The organism is Paenirhodobacter hankyongi (genome assembly GCF_003664585.1).
In the GTDB taxonomy this organism is placed as follows: domain Bacteria; phylum Pseudomonadota; class Alphaproteobacteria; order Rhodobacterales; family Rhodobacteraceae; genus Rhodobacter; species Rhodobacter hankyongi.
Genome location: NZ_RCHI01000028.1, coordinates 1 through 19,966, shown reverse-complemented (window position 1 = coordinate 19,966; position 19,966 = coordinate 1). Strand labels below are relative to the sequence as shown.

18 protein-coding genes and 1 pseudogene are annotated in these 19,966 nt (G+C 68.8%); 4 read left to right on the top strand and 15 right to left on the bottom strand.

Translation table 11 applies throughout. The features are described from left to right. The 7 genes and pseudogenes from DYS74_RS17850 to DYS74_RS17820 all read right to left on the bottom strand — a co-directional run. Positions 1-159 (bottom strand): annotated as a pseudogene (locus DYS74_RS17850) (electron transfer flavoprotein subunit beta/FixA family protein); the annotation flags it as partial. A gap of 11 nt (positions 160-170) precedes the next feature. After that, the gene (gene pcaF, locus DYS74_RS17845) at positions 171-1,373 is read right to left on the bottom strand and encodes a 3-oxoadipyl-CoA thiolase (protein ID WP_121534979.1); all 1,203 of its coding nucleotides are present in this window, start codon (positions 1,371-1,373) and stop codon (positions 171-173) included. Next, positions 1,370-3,430, bottom strand: coding sequence for a 3-hydroxyacyl-CoA dehydrogenase NAD-binding domain-containing protein (locus tag DYS74_RS17840; protein ID WP_121534978.1), 2,061 nt, complete (start codon positions 3,428-3,430; stop codon positions 1,370-1,372). Before DYS74_RS17840 ends, pcaF begins: the two co-directional genes overlap by 4 nt. A 48-nt stretch (positions 3,431-3,478) precedes the next feature. Continuing rightward, positions 3,479-5,143 carry a cyclohexanecarboxylate-CoA ligase gene (gene aliA, locus DYS74_RS17835; RefSeq protein WP_121534977.1) on the bottom strand — a complete coding sequence of 555 codons (1,665 nt, stop codon included), beginning with the start codon at positions 5,141-5,143 and terminating at the stop codon, positions 3,479-3,481. A gap of 26 nt (positions 5,144-5,169) precedes the next feature. After that, on the bottom strand, positions 5,170-6,330 hold the full coding sequence (gene aliB, locus DYS74_RS17830) for a cyclohexanecarboxyl-CoA dehydrogenase (RefSeq protein WP_121534976.1): 1,161 nt from the start codon (positions 6,328-6,330) through the stop codon (positions 5,170-5,172). A gap of 87 nt (positions 6,331-6,417) precedes the next feature. Further along, positions 6,418-7,200 carry a 2-ketocyclohexanecarboxyl-CoA hydrolase gene (badI, locus tag DYS74_RS17825; protein ID WP_121534975.1) on the bottom strand — a complete coding sequence of 261 codons (783 nt, stop codon included), beginning with the start codon at positions 7,198-7,200 and terminating at the stop codon, positions 6,418-6,420. Between the two features lie 9 nt (positions 7,201-7,209). Next, positions 7,210-7,980: an SDR family NAD(P)-dependent oxidoreductase gene (locus tag DYS74_RS17820; RefSeq protein WP_183077584.1), complete on the bottom strand. Its 771-nt coding sequence runs from the start codon at positions 7,978-7,980 to the stop codon at positions 7,210-7,212. 295 nt (positions 7,981-8,275) lie between these two features. Here DYS74_RS17820 and DYS74_RS17815 point away from each other — a divergent pair, with 295 nt between their 5' ends. Beyond that, entirely contained in the window at positions 8,276-8,701 is a 426-nt protein-coding gene (locus DYS74_RS17815; RefSeq protein WP_240664568.1) for a MarR family winged helix-turn-helix transcriptional regulator, read from the top strand. 18 nt (positions 8,702-8,719) lie between these two features. Here the strand turns inward: DYS74_RS17815 and DYS74_RS17810 are convergent, their stop codons facing one another. Further along, positions 8,720-9,886, bottom strand: a complete 1,167-nt coding sequence (locus tag DYS74_RS17810) for an acyl-CoA dehydrogenase family protein (RefSeq protein WP_121534974.1) — start codon at positions 9,884-9,886, stop codon at positions 8,720-8,722. Between the two features lie 163 nt (positions 9,887-10,049). Here DYS74_RS17810 and DYS74_RS17805 point away from each other — a divergent pair, with 163 nt between their 5' ends. The 3 genes from DYS74_RS17805 to DYS74_RS17795 all read left to right on the top strand — a co-directional run bounded on the left by DYS74_RS17805 (position 10,050) and on the right by DYS74_RS17795 (position 12,487). After that, the gene (locus tag DYS74_RS17805) at positions 10,050-11,072 is read left to right on the top strand and encodes a zinc-binding dehydrogenase (RefSeq protein WP_121534973.1); all 1,023 of its coding nucleotides are present in this window, start codon (positions 10,050-10,052) and stop codon (positions 11,070-11,072) included. Between the two features lie 7 nt (positions 11,073-11,079). Continuing rightward, positions 11,080-11,856, top strand: coding sequence for an enoyl-CoA hydratase-related protein (locus tag DYS74_RS17800; protein WP_121534972.1), 777 nt, complete (start codon positions 11,080-11,082; stop codon positions 11,854-11,856). Positions 11,857-11,947: 91 nt separating this feature from the next. Beyond that, positions 11,948-12,487: a carboxymuconolactone decarboxylase family protein gene (locus tag DYS74_RS17795; protein WP_121534971.1), complete on the top strand. Its 540-nt coding sequence runs from the start codon at positions 11,948-11,950 to the stop codon at positions 12,485-12,487. On the opposite strand, the gene DYS74_RS17790 is transcribed toward DYS74_RS17795, so the two are convergent. From DYS74_RS17790 to DYS74_RS17760, 7 genes are all read right to left on the bottom strand, one after another. Further along, positions 12,484-13,266, bottom strand: a complete 783-nt coding sequence (locus tag DYS74_RS17790) for a DNA-binding transcriptional regulator (protein ID WP_281272469.1) — start codon at positions 13,264-13,266, stop codon at positions 12,484-12,486. The two genes, DYS74_RS17795 and DYS74_RS17790, sit on opposite strands and share 4 nt — an antisense overlap. A 44-nt stretch (positions 13,267-13,310) precedes the next feature. Beyond that, positions 13,311-14,153, bottom strand: a complete 843-nt coding sequence (locus tag DYS74_RS17785) for a fumarylacetoacetate hydrolase family protein (protein ID WP_121534969.1) — start codon at positions 14,151-14,153, stop codon at positions 13,311-13,313. A 3-nt stretch (positions 14,154-14,156) separates the two neighbouring features. Then, positions 14,157-15,650: a bifunctional 3-(3-hydroxy-phenyl)propionate/3-hydroxycinnamic acid hydroxylase MhpA gene (gene mhpA / locus DYS74_RS17780; protein WP_121534968.1), complete on the bottom strand. Its 1,494-nt coding sequence runs from the start codon at positions 15,648-15,650 to the stop codon at positions 14,157-14,159. Continuing rightward, positions 15,650-16,636 carry a VOC family protein gene (locus tag DYS74_RS17775; protein WP_121534980.1) on the bottom strand — a complete coding sequence of 329 codons (987 nt, stop codon included), beginning with the start codon at positions 16,634-16,636 and terminating at the stop codon, positions 15,650-15,652. The genes mhpA and DYS74_RS17775 overlap by 1 nt, the downstream gene beginning before the upstream one ends. 106 nt (positions 16,637-16,742) lie before the next feature. Further along, positions 16,743-17,741, bottom strand: a complete 999-nt coding sequence (locus tag DYS74_RS17770; RefSeq protein WP_121534967.1) for a TRAP transporter substrate-binding protein — start codon at positions 17,739-17,741, stop codon at positions 16,743-16,745. Between the two features lie 28 nt (positions 17,742-17,769). Further along, positions 17,770-19,071, bottom strand: coding sequence for a TRAP transporter large permease (locus DYS74_RS17765; protein WP_121534966.1), 1,302 nt, complete (start codon positions 19,069-19,071; stop codon positions 17,770-17,772). Further along, positions 19,068-19,550: a TRAP transporter small permease gene (locus DYS74_RS17760; protein WP_121534965.1), complete on the bottom strand. Its 483-nt coding sequence runs from the start codon at positions 19,548-19,550 to the stop codon at positions 19,068-19,070. The genes DYS74_RS17765 and DYS74_RS17760 overlap by 4 nt, the downstream gene beginning before the upstream one ends. Positions 19,551-19,966: the final 416 nt, after the last annotated feature.

Sequence of the window (19,966 nt, the reverse complement as noted above, 5' to 3'; positions counted from 1 at the left end):
GCCCTTTTCCTTAAGGCGGATCGCTTCCTCGACCGCGATCTCGTCGAAGGGGTTCATCGACATCTTCACGTTCGCAAGATCGACCCCCGTGCCATCGGGACGCACCCGCACCTTGACGTTGTAATCAATCACCCGCTTGACCGGGACGAGAACCTTCATGTCTCTCTCCTTCAGACACGTTCCAGAAGCAGCGCGGCGCCCTGGCCGACGCCGACGCACATCGTGGCCAGACCGTAGCGGCCGCCCCCCCGCGCAAGCTCGAGCGCCACCGACCCTGCGATGCGCGTCCCCGACATGCCGAGCGGATGGCCAAGCGCGATCGCGCCGCCATTCGGGTTCACCCGCGGATCGCCATCGGCAAGGCCGAGGCCGCGGGTGACGGCAAGCGCCTGCGCGGCGAAGGCCTCGTTCAGCTCGATCACATCGAGCGCGTCGAGCCCGATCCCGGCGTTGGCCAGAAGCTTGCGCACGGCGGGCACCGGGCCATAGCCCATCACCCGCGGCGCGACACCGGCCGCGGCGGCACCGACCACCCGCGAGATCGGGCGCAGCCCATGGCGCTGCGCCGCCGCGGCCGAGGCCACGATCAGCGCCGCGGCGCCATCGTTCACGCCGCTGGCATTGCCGGCCGTGACCGAGCCATCGGGCCGGGTGATCGGCCTGAGTTTTGCCAGATCCTCGAGCGTGGTGGCGCGGGGGTGTTCGTCCTGCACCACCTCGGCGACCTTGCCCCGGCCCATTGGCACGGGAACCGGCACGATCTCGGCGGCAAAGCGCCCGTTTGCCTGCGCCGCCGCGGCGAGCGTCTGCGAGCGCAGCGCGAAGGCATCCTGATCGGCGCGCGAGATGCCGTGTTCATCGGCAAGGTTCTGCGCGGTTTCCGGCATCGAGTCGGTGCCGTAAGCCGCCTGCATCTTCGGGTTGACGAAGCGCCAGCCGATCGTGGTGTCATGCACCTCCGCCGCCCGCCCCCAAGGGGTAGAGGATTTCGGCATCACGAAGGGGGCGCGGGTCATGCTTTCGACGCCCGCCGCAATCGCCAGCTCCATGTCGCCCGCCTGCACCGCGCGCGCCGCCGCCGCCACCGCCTCGAGCCCCGAGCCGCAGAGCCGGTTCACCGTGACGCCCGGCACCGTCTCGGGCAGGCCCGCAAGCAGAAGCGCCATGCGCGCCACGTTGCGGTTGTCCTCGCCCGCCTGATTGGCGCAGCCCATCCAGACCTCCTCGACCGCCGCCGGATCGAGGCCGGGGTTGCGGGCAAGCAGTGCAGCGAGCGGAATCGCCGCCAGATCGTCGGTGCGCACCGGGGCAAGCGCCCCGCCATAGCGGCCGATGGGCGTGCGGATATAGTCGCAGATGAAGGCGTCGGTCATGGTGTCCTCGCAAGGTCGGAGAGGCTGCGCCCGGTCTCGGCCGCGCGGCGCAGGATGTCGGGCAGCGCCCAGGAAAGCGGGTCCTCGGCCATGAAGGTCTCGATCCGGGTGCGAATCCCGGGCAGGCCCAGGCGTTCGGCATAGTGCATCGGGCCGCCGCGCCAGCGCGGGAAGCCGTAGCCATGCACGAGCACGAGGTCGATGTCGGAGGGGCTTTCCGCGATGCCCTCCTCGAGGAGACGCGCGCCCTCCTCGATCATCGCGGTGATCGCGCGCGCGACGATCTCGTCATCGCTGAAGGGGCGACGGGTGATCCCCGCGCGCGCGCTTTCCGAGGTGACGATCTGGTTGATCGCGGCCGAGGGCACGGGCTTGGCCCCCTCGTAATCATACCAGCCGGCACCCGTCTTGCGGCCAAGCCGGCCGGTCTCCTCGACGATGCGATCGGCGATGGGGATGTAGCGGATGCCGGGCTTCGTCTTCCATCCCATGCGCTTGCGGTTCGCATGGGCGATGTCGAGGCCAGAGAGATCCTGCACCTCATAGGGCCCCATCGCCATGCCGAAGCCGCGCAGCGCGGCATCGATCTGTGCGGGCAGCGCGCCCTCGATCAGCATCACGTCGCAGATCTGGCGGTAACGGGTGAGGATGCGGTTGCCGATGAAGCCGTCGCAGACGCCCGCGGGCACCGCGATCTTGCCCAGTCGCGCGGTGAGCCGCAGCACGGTGGCGAGCGTCTCGGGCGTGGTCGTGGCGGCGCGGATCACCTCGACCAGCTTCATCACATGGGCCGGCGAGAAGAAATGCAGCCCGAGGAAGCGGCCCGGGTTGCGCAGCCCTTCGGCGATGCGGTCGGGGTTCAGATAGGAGGTGTTCGTCGCCAGGATCGCGGTTTCGGGCAGTGCGGCATCGAGCGCGGCGAAGACCTGTTTCTTCACCGCAAGATCTTCGAACACCGCCTCGATCGCAATATCGGCGGGGGGCAGATCGGCATAGCCCACATGATAGGAATGGCGCGCGGCCTGGGCGGCCTCGGCCGCCTCGGGGGAGGATTTGCCGCGCGCCACGGCCTCGGCGTAGAGCGTGGCGACATTCGCCCGCGCCCGTTCCGCCCCGGCCGCATCGGTTTCGACAAGCGCGACCGAGACACCGACGCCCGCGAGCGCATAGGCGATCGCCGCGCCCATCGTGCCGCCGCCGACGACGACGGCGGTGTCGATCGCCGCGCCGCCCGCGCGCCCGCGGGCAAGCGCCGCGCGCTCGGCAAAGAAGACATGGCGCAGTGCCGCGGCCTGATCGGAGGTCTTCAGGCTGAGGAAGGTCTCGCGCTCGCACGCCAGCCCCTCGGCGAGCGGAAGCGTGGCCGAGGCGGCGACGAGGTCGATCGCAAGGCCGGGCGCCACCTGCCCTTTCGCGCGTTTCGCCGCCTGCGCCCGCGCGGCCTCGACCGCCGCCGGATCGGGCGCGGGGGCGGGCAACGCATCGGGCGCGGGGCGCGCGGGCAGTGCGAGGGTTTCCGCTGCGGCGACCGGGTCGTCCGCCAGCGCATCTACGAGGCCGAGGTTCAGCGCCTCGGCGGCACCGATCACCCGGCCCTCGGAAATCAGCGCGAGCGCCGGGGCAAGGCCCACAAGCCGCGGCAGCCGCTGCGTGCCGCCCGCGCCGGGCACCACGCCGAGCGTCACCTCGGGCAGGCCGAGCGTCGCGCCGGGCACCGCCACGCGCGCGGCACAGGCCAGCGCGAGTTCCAGCCCGCCGCCAAGCGCCGCGCCATTGATCGCGGCGATCACCGGCACCGGAAAGGCGGCGATCCGCGCCACCAGATCGGGCAGATGCGGCGCGACCGGGGGCGCGTCGAACTCCTTCGCATCGGCCCCGGCGACGAAGGCGCGCCCGGCGCCCGTCAGCACCACGCGGGAAACGCCCGCCGCCAGCGCCGCATCAAGTGCCGCGCTCAGCCCGGCGCGCACCGGCTGCGCGGTGACATTGACGGGCGGGTTGTCGATGGTGATGCGCGCAATGCCGCGCTGCGCGGTGAAGCGCACCGGATCGGTCATGGGAACCTCTCGGACAGTCTGGGATTTGGGGGGCGCGAGGCCCCCCGCTCAGGTCATCGCCGCGCGGCTTGCCTCGTATTCGGCCTTCAGCGCATTGCGCAGCGCGAATTTTTGGATCTTGCCCGAGGCGGTCGCGGGCAGCTTCTCGCGAAGCTCGAGCCGCTCGGGGAAGTATTGCTTCGCCAGATGCTGCCCCTCGAGGAAGGCGATCATGCTTGCGAAATCAAGGCTCTGCCCCGGTTTCGGCACGATGAAGGCGCAGGCCCGCTCGCCCAGACGTTCGTCGGGATAGGCGACGATGGCGACCTGATGCACGGCCGGGTGCTTGTAGAGCAGCGCCTCGACCTCGACGACCGGGATGTTCTCGGCGCCGCGGATGATGACGTCCTTCGAGCGGCCGCAGATCCGGATATAGCCCTCGGCATCCATCCGCGCGATGTCGCCGGTGTCGAACCAGCCGTTTTCGTCCGTGGCATTCCACTGCGGCCGCTTCAGATAGCCCACGAAGTTCGAGCAGCCGCGGACGTAAAGCTCGCCCTCGTGGCCCACGGGCACCGGCACACCATCCGCGCCGCGGATCTGGATCTCCATCCCCGGCAGCACGAAACCGTCGGTATGCACCGAGCGCTCGTCGGGGTCGGTGGGCGCCACCACGGTGACCGCGCCGTTCTCGGTCATCCCCCAGGCGGAGATCACCTTGGCGCCAAGGATCGCATGGGCGCGCTCGACCAGCGGCCCGGGGATCGCGGTGCCGGCGCACAGGAAGATGCGCAGGCTCGACATGTCGGCGCCGCCCGCCTCGACCGCGGTCGCAAGGTCCATCAGGAACGGGGTCGAGGCCATGGTGAAGGTGACGCCTTCGGAGGCGATCAGCCGCGCGCCGAGATCCTTGTCCCAGCTGTCCATCAGCACCATCCGCGCGCCCAGCATCACCGGCAGCAGGAAGCCATACATGAAGCCGGTCTGGTGCGCCATCGGCGAGGCCATCAGGATCCGGTCCTGCGCGCCCAGCCCCAGCCGCGCCGCATAGGCGACAAGGTTCGAATACATCGTGTTCGCCGTGTGCATCACGCCCTTCGGCTCGCCCGTCGTGCCCGAGGTGTAGATCAGCTGGCACACGTCATTCGCATCGCCGCGCGTCGCAGCCGAACGCGCGCGCAGCGCCTCATCGACGACAAGTGCCGGGTCGAGCAGAAGCGCCTCGAAGCTGTTCGGCCCCTCGCCGCCCGCGACGATGATATGCTCGAGCTCAGGCAGGTCGGGGCGCATGCCCTCGGCCATCGCCTCGTGGTCGAAATGGCGGAAGATCTTCGGCACGACGAAGGCCTTCGCCTCGCCATGGCGCAGCATGAACAGAAGCTCGTGCTCGCGGAAGATCGGCATCACCGGGTTGAACACGATGCCGAGCTTTCGGCAGGCGATGTAGAGGACGATGAACTCCCACGAGTTCGACAGCTGGCAGGCCAGCACGTCGTCCTTGCCCAGCCCCAGCCGGTCGAGCCCCGCCGCCGCGCGCCACGACAGCGCGTCAAGCTCGGCCCAGGTGAAGTCGCGCCGCCCGCCCTCGGTCACGGTGATCGCGGTCAGCGCGCGGACGTCGGGCTCTGCCGCAAGGCAGGCCTCGAAATAGTCGAGGAGCGTCTTGCCGGGCCAGAAGCCCGCCGTCTCCATCGCCTCGCGTCTCGGTTCGATCAGGATCGCGTCGAATTTCATCGTGTCTTCCTCCCCAAAGACCCGGCTCAGCCCGCCACCGCGGCCCGGCCCGCCCGCTCGCGGGCGATGATGTTCTTCATGATATGCGCAGTGCCGTCGCCGATCTGCAGGCCGAGCACGTCGCGCAGACGCTGCTCGAAGGGCAGCTCGTCGGAATAGGCGGCATGGCCGTGGATCAGAAGGCAGGCATGGATCGCCTCATAGGCCAGCAGCGGCGGCCACCATTTCGCCATCGCCGCCTCGGCCACATGCGGCCGGCCGGTGTCCTTGAGCCAGAGCGCATTGAGGCACATCAGCCGCGCCGCCTCGACCTTGGTATCGAAATCGGCGAGCTGGTGGGTGATGCCCTGGAACGCGGCAAGCGGCTTGCCGAAGGCGTGGCGCTCGCCGATATAGGCCCAGGCCTCGTCCAGCGATTGCCGCGCCGTGCCGAGGCATTGCAACCCGATGAGCGAGCGCGAGAAATCGAAGCCCTGCATCACCTGGACAAAGCCCTTGCCCTCCTCGCCCAGCAGGTTCGCCGCCGGCACCCGGACATTGTCGAAGAAGATCGAGCCGCGGCCGATCGCGTGCTGGCCGAGGTCGGAGAACCGCGTGGTCGAGATCCCGGGCGTGTCCATCGGCACGAAGATCGCCGAGATGCCGCGGGCGCGGTCCTCGGGCTGGCCGGTGCGGGCAAAGACCACCGCGCCCTTCGCCTGATCGGCGGCCGAGATCGAGGTCTTCTCGCCGTTCAGCACATAATGGTCACCCACCCGCTCCATCTTCAGCCCGAGGTTCGCCGCATCGGAACCGCCGCGCGGCTCGGTCAGCGCGATCGCCACCATCAGCTCGCCCGCGGTCAGCTTCGGCAGCCAGTCGCGCTTGATCTCGCCATTGCCGAAGCGCGCCAGGATCTGGCCGTTCAGCGAGGCGAGGATGTTGATGTAGCCCATGTTGAAATCGGCGCGGGCGATTTCCTCGATGATGACGCCCGAATAGATCGAGCCGGCGCCAAGCCCGCCCAGCTCCTCGGGCAGTTCCGGGGCGATCAGGCCAAGGCTGCCCATCTCGCGCAGGATGTCGTGGCCGAAGGCGCCGGCCTTTTCGCGCGCCTTGTAGCCGGGGGCGAGTTTCTCGCTGGCGAACTTGCGCGCCATCTCCCGCAGCGCGGTCAGTTCCTCGGTGTCGAAGATCGTGGGGTACATCGCTTTCCTCCTCAAGCATGGGACGGGTCCGGCCCCCTCAGACCGGACCCGCCGGCCCGCGCCCTCCCCCGAGGGCGCGGCGCGTCGTCACTTGCCGAACTTGCGGAAGTCGGGCTTGCGCTTCTCGCGGAAGGCGACGCCGCCTTCCTTGCTCTCGTCGGTATCGTAATAGAGGCTGAGCGCGCGCATCCCCAGGGCCGAGATCCCGCGGATGTTCTCGCTGTCGGCGTTGAAGCTGACCTTGGCAAGCGCCAGCGCGGTCGGCGAGCGGTCCATCAGCTCGGCCACCCAGCGGTCGACTTCGGCGTCAAGCTCGTCATGCGGCACGACGGCATTGGCGAGCCCCCAGGCCAGCGCCTCGGCGGCAGTGTAGCGCTTGTTCAGATACCAGATCTCGCGCGCCCGCTTCTCGCCGACGACACGGGCGAGATAGGCGGTGCCGAAGCCCGGATCGACCGAGCCGACCTTGGGCCCGACCTGACCGAACTGCGCCTTTTCCGACGCGATCGTCAGGTCGCAGATCGTGGCAAGCACGTTGCCGCCGCCGATCGCGAAACCGTTCACCCGCGCGATCACCGGCTTCGGCACGTCGCGGATCAGGCTCTGCAGCTCGTCGATCGGCAGGCCGATCACGCCGCGCCCGTCATACTGCCCGTCATGCGCCGACTGGTCGCCGCCGGTGCAGAAGGCCTTGTCGCCCGCGCCGGTGAGCACGATCACGCCCACCTTGCGATCCCAGCCCGCGGTCTGGAAGGCGTGGATCAGCTCATCGACGGTCTGGCCGCGGAAGGCGTTGTACTTGTCAGCGCGGTTGATGGTGATCCAGGCGGCGCCGCCGCGGATTTCATAGAGGATATCTTCGTAGGTCATCGGTCGTCCTCAGCCGTGCATGGTCAGGCCGCCAGACACCGAGATGGTCTGGCCGGTGATGAAGGCGGCGTCGTCGCTCGCCAGGAACAGGATCGCGCCGGGCAGATCCTCGGGCTTGCCAAGCCGCCCCATCGGCACCGCCTTGGCGAAGGCCACGCGCAGCTTTTCCTTGTCACCCGCCGCTTCCATGAAGTTCTCGAGCATGCCGGTCTCGGTCACGCCGGGGCAGACGGTGTTGAAGGTGATGCCGTGGCGCGAATGTTCACGCGCGAGCGTCTTCATCAGCGCGATGACGCCGGCCTTGCAGGCGGAATAGACGCTCTCGCCCGAGGAGCCGCCGCGGCCCGCGTCGGACCCGATCGAGACGACCTTGCCGCCCGCCTTGCGCTCGACCATCGACAGCAGCACGGGCTTGGTGATGTTCAGCACCGCGCGCAGGTTGATGTCGATGATCTTCGACCAGTAGTCGGGTTCCGACTTCAGGAAGGGCACGAAAAGATCCCAGCCCGCGTTGTTCACCAGCACGTCGATCGGGCCGAACTCGGCCTCGACCTTGGCCACCGCGGCGCAGGTCGCCGCGTAATCGGTCAGGTCGACGACCATCGCCGTGGCCTCGCCGCCCTGCGCGGTGATCGCCTCGACCGCGGTCGCCGCGGCCGCCGCGCTGATATCGGCGACGATGACGCGGCTGCCCTCTTCCGCAAAGCGCCGGCAGGTCGCCGAGCCGATGCCGCCGCCCCCACCCGTTACGACAACAACTTTCCCTTTCAGACCACGCAAGATGTTCTCCTTCCCGTGTGCCGGGCCATGCGGATCCGATGCCGGAACCGGGTTCCCCCCGAGATTTCCGCGCCGAATCGCCTTTCCGAATGCCGGATGGCCTCCCTGCACCAAACATGCGCGGCCGGGCAATTTATGTCAATATATTTACTTTCTTTGCGCGCAATGCCATCGCTTGACCGCGCCGCGGACTGCAGCCATTCTGGCGGACATGATGCAAAACGGCGAAAAACCCAAAGATCAGGCCCCGCGGCTGAGCAACCGGCTCTTCTTCCGGCTCTACCAATGCGCCAACATGTTGCACAAAACCGGGACACGGGCGCTTGATGCGCATCACATCACCACGCAGCAATGGGCGGTGCTGGGCGCGCTGACGCGGCCCGCGTTCGAGCCGGGCGTGGCGGTGGGTGACCTCGCCGCCTTCCTGCTGGTCAGCCGGCAGAACCTGACCGGCGTGCTGACCCGGCTCGAGGCGATGGATTACATCGAGCGCACCGTCGACGAGAACGACAACCGCTCGCGGCTGATCCGGCTGACGACGAAGGGCCGCAGCCTCTGGGACGAGGACATGCGGCCGGTGATCTCGGATTTCTATGACGATGCGCTGCGCGGGTTCTCGACCGAGGACCGGATCCACATGATCCATTACCTCGACAAGATGCTGCGCAATTTCAAGGACATCGACCCCGAAATTCAGACAGACAAGAAGGCCGCCGAGTAACCGGCGGCCTTTGGCGTCTCACAGCCCCGCGGCCGCGCGCGCTTCGGTCACCAGCGCCTTCGCGATGACGATCTGCTGGATCTGCGTCGTGCCCTCATAGATCCGGAACAGCCGCGCATCGCGGTAAAGCTGCTCGGCGCGGTATTCGCGGATATAGCCGTTGCCGCCATGCACCTGCACGTTGCGGTCGGCGATCCGGCCCACCGCCTCGGAGGCGAACATCTTCGCGCAGGAGGCCTCGACCGAGACATTGAGCCCCGCATCGCGCTTGCGCGCCGCGTCGAGCACCATGCAGCGCGCGGCATAGGCATCGGCCTTGCTGTCGGCGAACATCGCCTGGATCAGCTGGAAATCCGCAAGACTCTTGCCGAATTGCCGGCGCCCGACGGCATAGGCCAGCATGTCGTCGAGGATCCGCTCCGACAGCCCGACGCAGGCCGCCGCGATGTGCAGCCGCCCCTTGTCGAGCACCCTCATCGCGGTCTTGAACCCCTGCCCCTCGACCCCGCCGATCAGCGCCGAGACGGGCACCCGGCACTCCTCGAAGATCACGTCGCAGACATGCGCGCCCTGCTGACCCATCTTCTTCTCGGGCTTGCCAAGGGCAAGGCCGGGCGTGCCGCGTTCGACCGCGAAGGCGGAGACGCCCGAGGCGCCCTTCTGCGCCGGATCGGTGCGCGCCATCACGGTGAACAGGCCCGCATGCGGCGCATTGGTGATGAAGCGCTTGGTGCCATTGAGGACGTAGACATCCCCCTCGCGCCGTGCCGTGGTGCGCACCGAGCCCGCGTCCGAGCCGACCTCGGGCTCGGTCAGCGCGAAGGAGCCGATCAGCTCTCCGCTGGCCAGTCGAGGCAGGTATTTTGCCTTCTGCTCGGGCGTGCCGTCGATCGCGATGCCCTGCATGCCGATGCCGACATTGGTCGCGAACATCGAGCGGAAGGCGGGCGCGGCGCGGCCCAGCTCGAAGATCGCGTTCACTTCCTCCTCCATCGTCAGGCCGAGCCCGCCGAAGTCTTCCGGGGCGGTCAGGCCGAACAGGCCCAGCTCGCGCATCTGCGCGACGATGCGCTCGGGGATCGCGTCGGTCTCGGCCACCTCGGCCTCGGCCGGGATCAGCTGCTCGTCGACGAAGCGGCGCAGGGTGGCACAGAGCTGCGCGAGCGTATCGGAATCCAGCGCCATTTCATCCTCCCATTTATGGCAACATATTTACGTATAATGGCGAAGAGCTCACCGTGCAAGATGAAACAATCGGCGCATTCCTGAGCAATACGGAGATCAGACGAGACACCCCTTGTCGATAAATGACAATGTCTTTACATTTACCCGCAGGGAGGACCCACGCATGAAGGCAATCGTTCTGAGCGAACGCGGGCGCGCCGGAGTCGCGCTGCGCGAAATGCCCCGGCCGGACTGTCCGCCGGGGTCGGTGCGGGTGCGGATGGTCGCGGCCTCGGTCAACCGGGTCGACCTCTACATGCGCGACAGCGGCGCGGGCATCACCCACAGCCTGCCGCAGATCATGGGCGTCGACGGCGCGGGCACGGTGATCGAGGCGCCGGGCTGCCCTGGCCTTGCGCCGGGCGATCCGGTGGTGCTCTACCCGGCCGAGTTCTGCGGCACCTGCCGTGCCTGTCTCGCGGGCAACCAGCCGCTGTGCCACACCATCCGCATCCTCGGCGAGCATCGCGACGGCACCTTCGCCGAGGAGGTGGTGGTGCCGGCGCGCTCGGTCGTCCGCCTTGCCCCCGGCGCCGATCTCGAGGCCGCGGCGATGCTGGGCGTGGCGGGTCTCACCGCCTGGCGCATGGTCTTCGGCAAGGTGGCGGCGGGGCCGGGTCAGGTGGTGCTGGTGCAGGGCGCGGGCGGCGGCGTCGCACAGGTGGCGGCGGAGCTGGCCCGGATGGCCGGGGCGCGGGTGATCGTGACCACCACCGGCGAGGGGAAATGCGGCCATTTCCGCGCCCGCGGCCTCGAGGTGATCGACTACCGCGCCGAGGATATCGCGAAGACCGTGCTGCGCCTGACCGATGGCGAGGGCGCGGATCTGGTGATCGACACCGTCGGCGAGAAGACCTGGGGCGCCAGCCTGCGCAGCCTCACCCGCGGCGGCGCGCTTGTCACCTGCGGCGCGACGACCGGGGCGCATCCATCGGCCGACATCCAGCGCCTCTTCGTGCGCCAGCTCTCGGTCCATGGCTCGACCATGGGCTCGATGGAGGAGTTCCGCCGCCTGATCCGCTGCTCGGAAAGCGGCGCGATCCCCCCGCTCGTCGACAGCACCTTCCCGCTGGCCGAGGTGCCCGCCGCCTTCGAGCGCCTCGAACACCCCGCCCGCATGGGCAAGATCCTGATCCGCATCGCCTGAGGTATCCATGGCTTACGACACCATCCTTGTCACCACCGACGGCGCCGTCGGTCTCATCACCCTGAACCGGCCCGAGGCGCTCAATGCGCTGAACAGCACGATCACCGCCGAGATCTCGGCCGCCGCCGCCGCCTTCGACGCCGATCCCGCGATCGGCGCGGTGGTGCTCACCGGCTCGGACCGCGCCTTCGCCGCCGGCGCCGACATCAAGGAGCTGAAGGACAAGACCTTCGCCGAGGTGTTCGAAGAGAACCTGATCACCGCCACCTGGGAAGGGATCTCGCGGCTGCGCAAGCCGGTGATCGCGGCGGTCTCGGGCCATGCGATCGGCGGCGGCTGCGAACTCGCGCTGATGTGCGACATCATCATCGCCTCAGAAACCGCCCGCTTCGCCCTGCCCGAGACCGTGATCGGCGTGATCCCGGGGGCGGGCGGCACGCAGCGGCTGACACGGATCGTCGGCAAGGCGGTGGCGATGGACATGATCCTGAGCGGCCGGGCGCTGAGCGCGGCCGAGGCGCTGGCGCATGGGCTGGTGAGCCGCGTCGTGCCCGCAGGCACCCAGGTGAGCGAGGCGGTGACGCTTGCCGCAAGCCTCGCCGCGCGCTCGCGCCCCGTTCTCGCCCTCGCCAAGGAGGCGGTGAACAAGGCCTATGAGACGCATCTTCAGGAAGGCATCTATGTCGAGCGGCGGCTGCTCTATTCCACCTTCGCGCTCGAGGACCGGCGCGAGGGGATGACCGCCTTCGCCGAAAAGCGCCCTCCCGTGTTCCGCAACCGCTGAGCGGCGCCCGGCAGGCGGACACCCCGCCGCCACCGCTTGACGGCCGGCGGCGGCGGGCCTTCCCTGCACGGACACCAGCGAAAGGCCCGCCATGCCCCCCTGCCCGCCCATTCCCGACGAAACCTGGCCCGCCGAGATCGAGGATCTGCGCACGGGCTTTGCCGGGCGGCTGAACGTCTATCGGGTGATGGCGCATCACCCGGCGCTGCTGCGGGCCTGGGCGCCGCTGCGCGCCCATGTCGTCACCGACAGCGCGCTTGGCCCCGACCGCTCCGAGGTGGTGATCCTGCGCTGCGCGGTGCGGATGGGGGCGGAATACGAATGGGCGCATCACGTCACCCGCGCCCGCGCGCTTGGCTTTTCCGACGCGCGGATCGCGGCGATCGGCAGCACGGCCAAAGGCGAGGACGGGCTGATCGCCGCCGCGGTCGATGCGCTGTTCGACGCGCGCCGCCTGCCCGCCCCGCTCGAGGCCCGGCTCGCCGCGGCGATCGGGCAGAAGGCGGTGCTCGACCTGATCGCCACGGTCGGCTTCTATTCCGTGCTCGGCTATCTGCTGATGACCTACGAGACGCCCGTCGACGCCGATGTCGCCGCCGCGATGGCGCGCGCGCCGCTGCCGCTGCCCTAGGCGGAAAGCCCCGCCGCGATCTTGCCGGCAAGCTCGACCAGCGGCGCACCATAGGTGTCGAGCACCTTGCGGGTGCTCATCGCGGTGCGGATCCAGATCATCGAAACGCAGCCCGCCACCGCCCCGTCGATCAGCACCGGCGCGGCGATCGAGGCGGTCTGGGCGCGAAACTCGCCCGCGTCGCGCAGCGCAAACCCGGCGGCGCGGGTCTCGCCGATCATCCGCTCGAGCCGATGGGGTTCGAGGAACAGCATGTCCGCCGGGTCGCCCAGACGGCGCAGGTGGTCAAGGATCAGATCCCGCTCCTCGGTGCCGCAAAAGCCGAGATAGGCGCGCCCGGCCGAGGTGCGCAGCATCGGCAGCCGATAGCCGATCATCGCGCGGTCGATCGACAGCGGCGAGCGGCCATGCGTCGTCTCCTGGATCACCATCGCGGCGTTGTCGTAGACGGAGAGATCGAGCGGCCAGACCAGCCGCGCGCCGTAATCGGCGAAAAGCGGTCCGGCGATCTGGCACAGGTCCGAGGTCAGCGCCCCAGCATCGCCAAGCGAGGCCGCAAGCCGCGTCACCCGCACCCGGTTGGAACTGGCGGAAAAGGCGACATAGCCCGCCTCCTCGAGCGTCTCGAGCAGGCGATAGACCGTCGGCCGCGGCAGGCCAAGCGCCGCGGCGATCTCGCCGGGACGGCAGGCGCCCTCGGCATTCACATGGCGCAAGATCGCAAGCCCGCGGGTCAGGGACCGCACGGACTCGCTTTTCTTAGGGGCAGGTTCACGCATCGTCATCGGCGCACAGTGGCATGGCGCGCGCGGCCCGGAAAGGCTCAGACTTCGTTCGCGACCGGGTTCGACAGCGTGCCGATGCCCGAGATCTCGACCTCGCAGACATCGCCGTCGCGCATCCACAGGGGCGGATTGCGCCGCGCGCCGACCCCGCCCGGCGTGCCCGAGACGATCACGTCGCCCGGCAGCAGCGGCAGGATCGTCGAGCAATAGGCGATCAGCCGCGGGATCGAGGTGATGAGCAGCGACACATCCGTATCCTGCACCACCTGCCCGTTCAGCCGGGTCTGCAGGTGCAGCGCCGCGGGATCCGGGATCTCGTCCGCGGTCACCATCCAGGGCCCGAAGGCACCGGTGCCGGCAAAGGTCTTGCCCGGCATGAACTGATGCGTGTGCTTTTGCCAGTCGCGCACCGAGGCGTCATTGTAGCAGGCATAGCCCGCGACATAGTCGAGCGCCTCGGCCTCGGGGATGCGGCGGCCTGCCTTGCCGATGATGACCGCAAGTTCGCCCTCATAGTCGAACTGATCGCTTTCGAGCGGCTTCACCAGCGCCGCGCCATGGCCGATCTGGCTGCCGGCATAGCGCGCGAAGAGCACCGGGTTCGGCGTCTCCTCGCGGCCGGTTTCCTGAATGTGGTCGTGATAGTTCAGCCCGACGCAGATGATCTTGTCGGGGTTCGGGATCACCGGGTCATGGGCGACGGCGTCGAAGGCATAGTCGGCGGGCTCCGAGGCCAGCGCCGCGGCCGCGGCCAGATCGCCCGCGGCGAGGAAGTCGCGCAGCGTCGGCGCGGCGAAGCGGCGGCCGAGATCGACGATGCCGGCCTCGGTGACAAGGCCATAGCTCGCGCGGCCGTCTTTGGTGAAGGAACAAAGTTTCATGGGTCAGACCATCTCCGGTTCGGGAAGGGGGATCGGGTTCGGCAGGATCGCGGCGATCAGCGCCGCAAGCGCCTCGGGGGTGTCGGCGCCGCCAAGCGTGTGGCGGTCGGGGCGCAGAACGGTGGCACGAGCGCCAAGCCGCGCAAGATGCTCGGCGGCATTGCTGGTCTCGGTCGTGACCAGACCGACGCCGGGCGGCAGGGCAAGGCCGCGGGCCAGATCGGCCTCGGCCACCACCACCCATTGGTGACGGAAGACCTCGTCCATCCGCCGCCCGTCGGCAAGCCGCGGCTGACCGAAGAGCCGCCCGGCCTTCGGCCCGATGCCAAGCCCCGGACCGATCGGCGGCGCGATGCTTTCCATCCGCGCCGAGCCGTCGGCCGAGGGCAGTGCCGCGCGCAGCGCCGCCTCGGTGCCCGCGGTGTTGATGAGGCCGCCAAGCCGCACCGCGGTCTGGATATATTCGCGGGCATTGGGCTTGCGCTCGCTCTCGTAGGTATCAAGCAGTGCCTCGGCCGCCGCGCCCGTCACCTTGCCCTGACACAGAAGCGCGAGCTTCCAGTAGAGGTTCGCGACATCGCGGGTGCCCGCGCACATCCCCTGGCCCATGAAGGGCGGGGTCTGGTGGCAGGCATCGCCCGCCAGCAACAACCGCCCCTTGCGCCAATCCTCGGCGACGAGCGAGTGGAAGACGTAGACCGCGGTGCGCTCGAGCACAGCCTCGTCGGGGCCGAGCCAGTCGGAGAGCAGCTCCCACACCCGCTCGGGGCGGGCGATCTCGGCGCTGTCCTCGCCGGGCTTCACGGTGATCTCCCACCGCCGCCGCATCCCAGGGCAGCGCACATAGGTCGCCGGCCGGTCGGGCACGCAATACTGGATCGAGTGGTCGCCCAGCTCGGGCTTGTCGGCGTTCAGGATCACATCGACGACCAGCCAGCGTTCGTGGAAGCCGTAATCCTCCATCCCGCTCTCGATGTAGCGGCGCACGAGCGAACGCGCCCCGTCACAGCCGACGACATATTTCGCCGCGACATGTTCGACCTTGCCACGCGACATGTCCTCGAAGCGGATCTCGACCCGCTCGCCCTGATCCTCGACGAAGAAGGCCTCGCAACGGGTGCGGACGGTGACGCCCGGCCGCGCCGCCATGTCCTCGCGCAGGATCCGTTCCAGATCGGGCTGATGGAAGCGGTAATTCGCGCGCCAGCCCTGCGGCCCCTCGCCCTGCGGCCGCGGCCAGTCGAGCAGCAGATCGCCTTCGGCCGAGACGAAGCGCATGCCCGGATGCAGCGCCGTGAGCGGCTCGATCTTCTCGGCGATGCCGATCCACTGGAACACCCGCATCACCTCGGCATCGAAATGCACCGCGCGCGGCAGGTGATAGGCGGCGCTTTCGCGTTCGAGCACCAGAACGCTCAGCCCGCATTGTGCCAGCAGATGGGCGAGCGTGGCGCCCGCCGGCCCGTAGCCGATGATGGCGACGTCATACTCCTGCATCAGCCCCTCCCGTGCTTGGCAAGTTCGCCGTAAAGCCAGGGGCAATCGGCCACCGGCGGCGAGCGGCGCCCGTTCTGTGCCGCCGCGAGCCGCATCTCGCGCAGCGCGATCCGGGCCGGGTCGTTTTCCTCCAGATAGAGCCGGTCATGGCCCCAGAAGCTCGGGCCCACGGTGGTCTCGTGCGGCTCCCAGCTTGCCTGATCGATCAGCCGCCCGCCCCAGCCGTTCTCGACGAAGAAGCCCGAGGGCGAATTGGCGTAATAGCTGGTCATGTAATCATTGGTGTGCCGCCCGAGGGTGTAGGCGACGCGCCCTTCCTCGAGCTGGGCAAGGTCATAGCCCTGGCCGAGATCGTCGAGGTTGCAGAACTCGACCATGAAATGGTGGAAGCCCTCGCGCCCCGAGCCGACCATGGCGAAGGAATGGTGCCGATCGTTGAGGTGGAAGAAATAGAGCCCATAGGGCACCCGCCCGAAATCCGAGACGCGGAAGTCGAGGAGGTCGCGGTAGAAGGGCATCATCACCTCGATGTCCTTCACATGCAGCACCGCGTGCCCCATGCCGAGCGGACCGGTCATGAAGCCGTCGATCGGGCGGCCGGGCACGAAGGGATCGGTGGCGATCATCGGCGCGTGAAAGAGCTCGACGCGGTTGCCCATCGGGTCCTCGAACCAGATCAGGTCGCCCACGAGGCGGCGGTCGGCAAGCGCACCCGTGCCCCAGTGCACCGCGGTGCCGGCGGCATCGAGCCGCGCGGCATAGGTCTCGAGATCGGCGCGATGCGCCACCTCGAAGCCGAGGAAGGCCAGCGTCTCGCCCGGCTCGTCCGAGACGAGCAAGCGCTGTGCCTTGTCGTCCATGCGGAAGGCAAGCGCCTTGCCGCCGCGGTCGATCTTCTGCATCCCCAAGAGCTTGCCGGCGAAATCGCTCCACGCGTCAAGCTTGTCGGAGCGCACGCCAAGATAGCCCAGTGCAATGATTGCCATGGTCACCTCCATCATCGGTCGGGGTTTCCCCCGGTCTGGGCGGCGCGCCGCGCGCGCCCGGGAAAGGGCCCCGGCCCGTCCGGCAGGCGGACAGACCGGGCCCGGCTCATTCGCCCGCGATCGCCTGCGCGCGGGTCAGCACCGCCTCGGCAGCGGTCTTGTCGGTCTGCTCGGCCAGCCATTGCGCCGGCGCCCCGGCGAGCGCCGCGTCCCACTCGGCCTGCGTCGCGGCATCGAGATCGGTGAAGGTCACCTTGCCATCGGCGCGGAAGGCCGCCTCGATCTCGGCATCGGTGCCGTCGACCACGCCCGCGATCCACTCCGCCGCGGCGCGCCCCGACATCGCGTCGATCACCGCCCGGTCGGCCTCGGGCAGGCTCGCATAGGTCGCCTTGTTCATCAGGATCGCCATCGGCGAGGCGGTGAAGCGGGTGTCGGTGACATAGGGCGCCACCTCGTTCAGCCGGAAGGTGCGATAGGCGTCCATCACCCAGACCGCGCCCTTCACCACGCCGCGCTCGAGGTTCTCATAGACCTGCGGCGCGGGCACCGAGACGCCCGAGGCGCCGACGAGATCGAAGAGGGTCGAGCCGAATTTCGACGGCGTGCGCAGCTTCAGCCCCTTCAGGTCGGATGGATGCAGCGCCGGCGCCCCGGTCATGAAGACCCGGTAACCGGGCGTGGTGAACAGCGCGATCACCTTGTAATCGGCGTATTCCTTGCCCAGAAGCCCCTCGTCGGCGAGGGTGTCGAGGATCTTCGCCCCGCCCGACGCGCTTTGCACGAGGCCCGGCAGCTCGACCACGCTGCTCATCGGGAACAGCCCCGGGGTATAGGTCGGCACCACCAGCGCGACATCGGCGACGCCCGCCTTCACCAGCTCGGCCTGCGCCGGCGCCGCGCCGAGCATCGCGCCCGGGTAAAGCTTGAAGGCATTGCCCTTCGAGAGCTGCGGATTGACCCGGTCGATCCAGGCCTGCAGGACCTTCGCCGAATAGAAGCCCTGCGGCGGTTCGTGGCTCGACACCCGCATCTCGCGCGCCTCGGCCATCGGTGCGGCCAGCACCAGCGCCAGTGCCGCAGTCTTCAGGAACGTGTTGAACATGGAAATCCCTCCCTTGGATGTCCGGATGTCAGATTGCTGCATGGGGAAGCCAGGTCACGATCGCGGGCACGGCGATGATGATCGCCACGCGCAGCAGATCGGCCAGCACGAAGGGGGTGACGCCGCGCCACAGGTCCATCATGCTCAGCTCGGGGTTCGTCGTCTTCAGCACGAAGAGGTTCATCCCCACCGGCGGCGTGATCAGCCCCATCTCGACCACCATCACCGCGAAGATGCCGAACCAGATCAGATCGATCCCCGCCGCCTGCGCCACCGGCACGAAAAGCGGCACGGTCAGCAGCAGCATCGCCAGGCTGTCCATCAGCGTGCCGAGGCCGAGATAGATCGCCAGCATCAGCAAGATCACCAGCAGCGGATGGTCGAGAATGCCCGAGAACAGCCCGGTGAGCGAGAACGGCAACCCCGAGAGCGCGAGGAAGAAGTTGAAGAGGTTCGCGCCGATCAGCACCAGATAGAGCGCGCCGCAGGTCAGCGCGGTGTCCATCGCCGCGTCGAAGAAGCCGCGCGCACTCAGCCGGCGCGACAGCACGCCATAGGCCAGCACCACCGCCGCGCCGATCGCCGCGGTCTCGTTCGCGGTGAAAAGCCCGGTATAGAGCCCCCCCATGATCAGCCCGAAGATGCCGAGCGGCGGCACCAGCTCGCGCAGCGCCTCGCGCCGCTCGGCGCCGGTGGCGCGCTCCCGGCTGGGCGCCGAAGACAGGCCGAGCCAGATCGGCACCCAGATCGCGAGGCAATAGAAGCTGATCGCGATCACAATCGGGCCCGCCGTCGCCAGCAGCAGCGAGCGGATCGACTGCTCGGCGATGAAGGCATAGATCACCAGCACCGTCGAGGGCGGGATCAGGATGCCGAGCGTGCCGCCCGCGGCGATCGCGCCCGCCGAGAGCGAGGGCGAATAGCCCGCGCCGCGCATCTCGGGCAGCGCGATGCGGCCCATCGTGGCGGTGGTGGCCAAGGACGAGCCCGAGATCATCCCGAAGCCAGCCGAGGCGCCGATCGTGGCCAGCGCCAGCCCGCCGCGGCGATGCCCGATCAGCACCGACATCGAGCGGTAAAGCTTTGACGACAGCCCGCATTGCGCCGCCAGATTGCCCATCAGCACGAACAGGGGCAGCATCGTCAGCGTGTAATTCGTCAGGCTGTCCCAGACCGTGGTGGCGCCGATCGTCATCGCGCCCGAGACGCCGATGATCATCGCTGCGCCGCCAAGCCCGACAAGGCCAAGCGCGACCGCGACCGGCACCTCGAGGAAGATCATCACGATCGCGGCGAGAAACCCGAGCCCGCCCAGCACCAGCCCGCTCATTCCGCAGCCCCCCGGCGCCATTCCAGCCAGAGCCCGACACAGGCCGCGAACAGCGCCGCCGCCAGCGTCACCGCGGTGACCGAGAGCATCGCCGGCATCGGCAGGCCGAGATCGGCCGAAGTCTCGGGCGAGCCGAGCTTCGACAGCGCATTGGCGCCGACGATCCACACCATCAGCCCGGCAAAGACCAGCGAGGCCACCGCGCCGAGCCGGCCGAGCGGGCGCAGGAACAGGGTCGGCATCAGTTCGGACAGCAGTTTCGCGGTGACGTGGCTGCGCAGCGCATAGCACACCGGCATCGACAGCAGCGCCCCGAAGCCGATCGAATAGGAGGTCAGCTCGATCGCGCCGCGGACATTGATGCCGCCCAGCTTGCGCAGGATCACATCGGCCACGGTGACCCCGGTGCCAAGCAGGAAGCAACCTGCCGCCGCGCTGAGAAGCGCCACGGAAATCAATGGATTGGTCTTGTGCACCATGCCCGCGCCCTCCCAAGCGCCGCGTCGCCGCACGGCTGCGGCGCCCTCATCCGGATGTCCTTACTGGCGGCCGCCGGTTCTCCCAAACCGCGGGCCGTCACTCCCGCCCCCGGGATAGCGGAGGGTGGGGGCGGAAACGAAGCCTGATGCCGGAAGTGTCCGGCAGGCGGACATGACGGCGCGGCGCGCCAGAGCCCCGGCGTCCCCGCCCGCGGCACGGCCGAGTCGTGGCGGCCGCTCCGCGACCACCGCGAGCACGCTCCGCCGTGCCCCCGCATGACGACTGCGCCGGTTTGTTCGCCATCCGCACGAAAATTTACATGATCCGAACAAAAGTCAACATGCGCACAATAGCGCTTCGCCCGACCGCCTGCCCGTGCCTAGGCTCCGGCAATGCAATCGGAGGAGACCATGGA

What these genes read in the sequence shown, in the direction of transcription:
- pcaF (WP_121534979.1), bottom strand. Translation starts at nt 1,373, where the DNA reads ATGACCGACGCCTTCATCTGCGACTATATCCGCACGCCCATCGGCCGC.
- DYS74_RS17840 (WP_121534978.1), bottom strand. Translation starts at nt 3,430, where the DNA reads ATGACCGATCCGGTGCGCTTCACCGCGCAGCGCGGCATTGCGCGCATC.
- aliA (WP_121534977.1), bottom strand. Translation starts at nt 5,143, where the DNA reads ATGAAATTCGACGCGATCCTGATCGAACCGAGACGCGAGGCGATGGAG.
- aliB (WP_121534976.1), bottom strand. Translation starts at nt 6,330, where the DNA reads ATGTACCCCACGATCTTCGACACCGAGGAACTGACCGCGCTGCGGGAG.
- badI (WP_121534975.1), bottom strand. Translation starts at nt 7,200, where the DNA reads ATGACCTACGAAGATATCCTCTATGAAATCCGCGGCGGCGCCGCCTGG.
- DYS74_RS17815 (WP_240664568.1), top strand. Translation starts at nt 8,276, where the DNA reads ATGTTGCACAAAACCGGGACACGGGCGCTTGATGCGCATCACATCACC.
- DYS74_RS17810 (WP_121534974.1), bottom strand. Translation starts at nt 9,886, where the DNA reads ATGGCGCTGGATTCCGATACGCTCGCGCAGCTCTGTGCCACCCTGCGC.
- DYS74_RS17805 (WP_121534973.1), top strand. Translation starts at nt 10,050, where the DNA reads ATGAAGGCAATCGTTCTGAGCGAACGCGGGCGCGCCGGAGTCGCGCTG.
- DYS74_RS17800 (WP_121534972.1), top strand. Translation starts at nt 11,080, where the DNA reads ATGGCTTACGACACCATCCTTGTCACCACCGACGGCGCCGTCGGTCTC.
- DYS74_RS17795 (WP_121534971.1), top strand. Translation starts at nt 11,948, where the DNA reads ATGCCCCCCTGCCCGCCCATTCCCGACGAAACCTGGCCCGCCGAGATC.
- DYS74_RS17790 (WP_281272469.1), bottom strand. Translation starts at nt 13,266, where the DNA reads ATGCGTGAACCTGCCCCTAAGAAAAGCGAGTCCGTGCGGTCCCTGACC.
- DYS74_RS17785 (WP_121534969.1), bottom strand. Translation starts at nt 14,153, where the DNA reads ATGAAACTTTGTTCCTTCACCAAAGACGGCCGCGCGAGCTATGGCCTT.
- mhpA (WP_121534968.1), bottom strand. Translation starts at nt 15,650, where the DNA reads ATGCAGGAGTATGACGTCGCCATCATCGGCTACGGGCCGGCGGGCGCC.
- DYS74_RS17775 (WP_121534980.1), bottom strand. Translation starts at nt 16,636, where the DNA reads ATGGCAATCATTGCACTGGGCTATCTTGGCGTGCGCTCCGACAAGCTT.
- DYS74_RS17770 (WP_121534967.1), bottom strand. Translation starts at nt 17,741, where the DNA reads ATGTTCAACACGTTCCTGAAGACTGCGGCACTGGCGCTGGTGCTGGCC.
- DYS74_RS17765 (WP_121534966.1), bottom strand. Translation starts at nt 19,071, where the DNA reads ATGAGCGGGCTGGTGCTGGGCGGGCTCGGGTTTCTCGCCGCGATCGTG.
- DYS74_RS17760 (WP_121534965.1), bottom strand. Translation starts at nt 19,550, where the DNA reads ATGGTGCACAAGACCAATCCATTGATTTCCGTGGCGCTTCTCAGCGCG.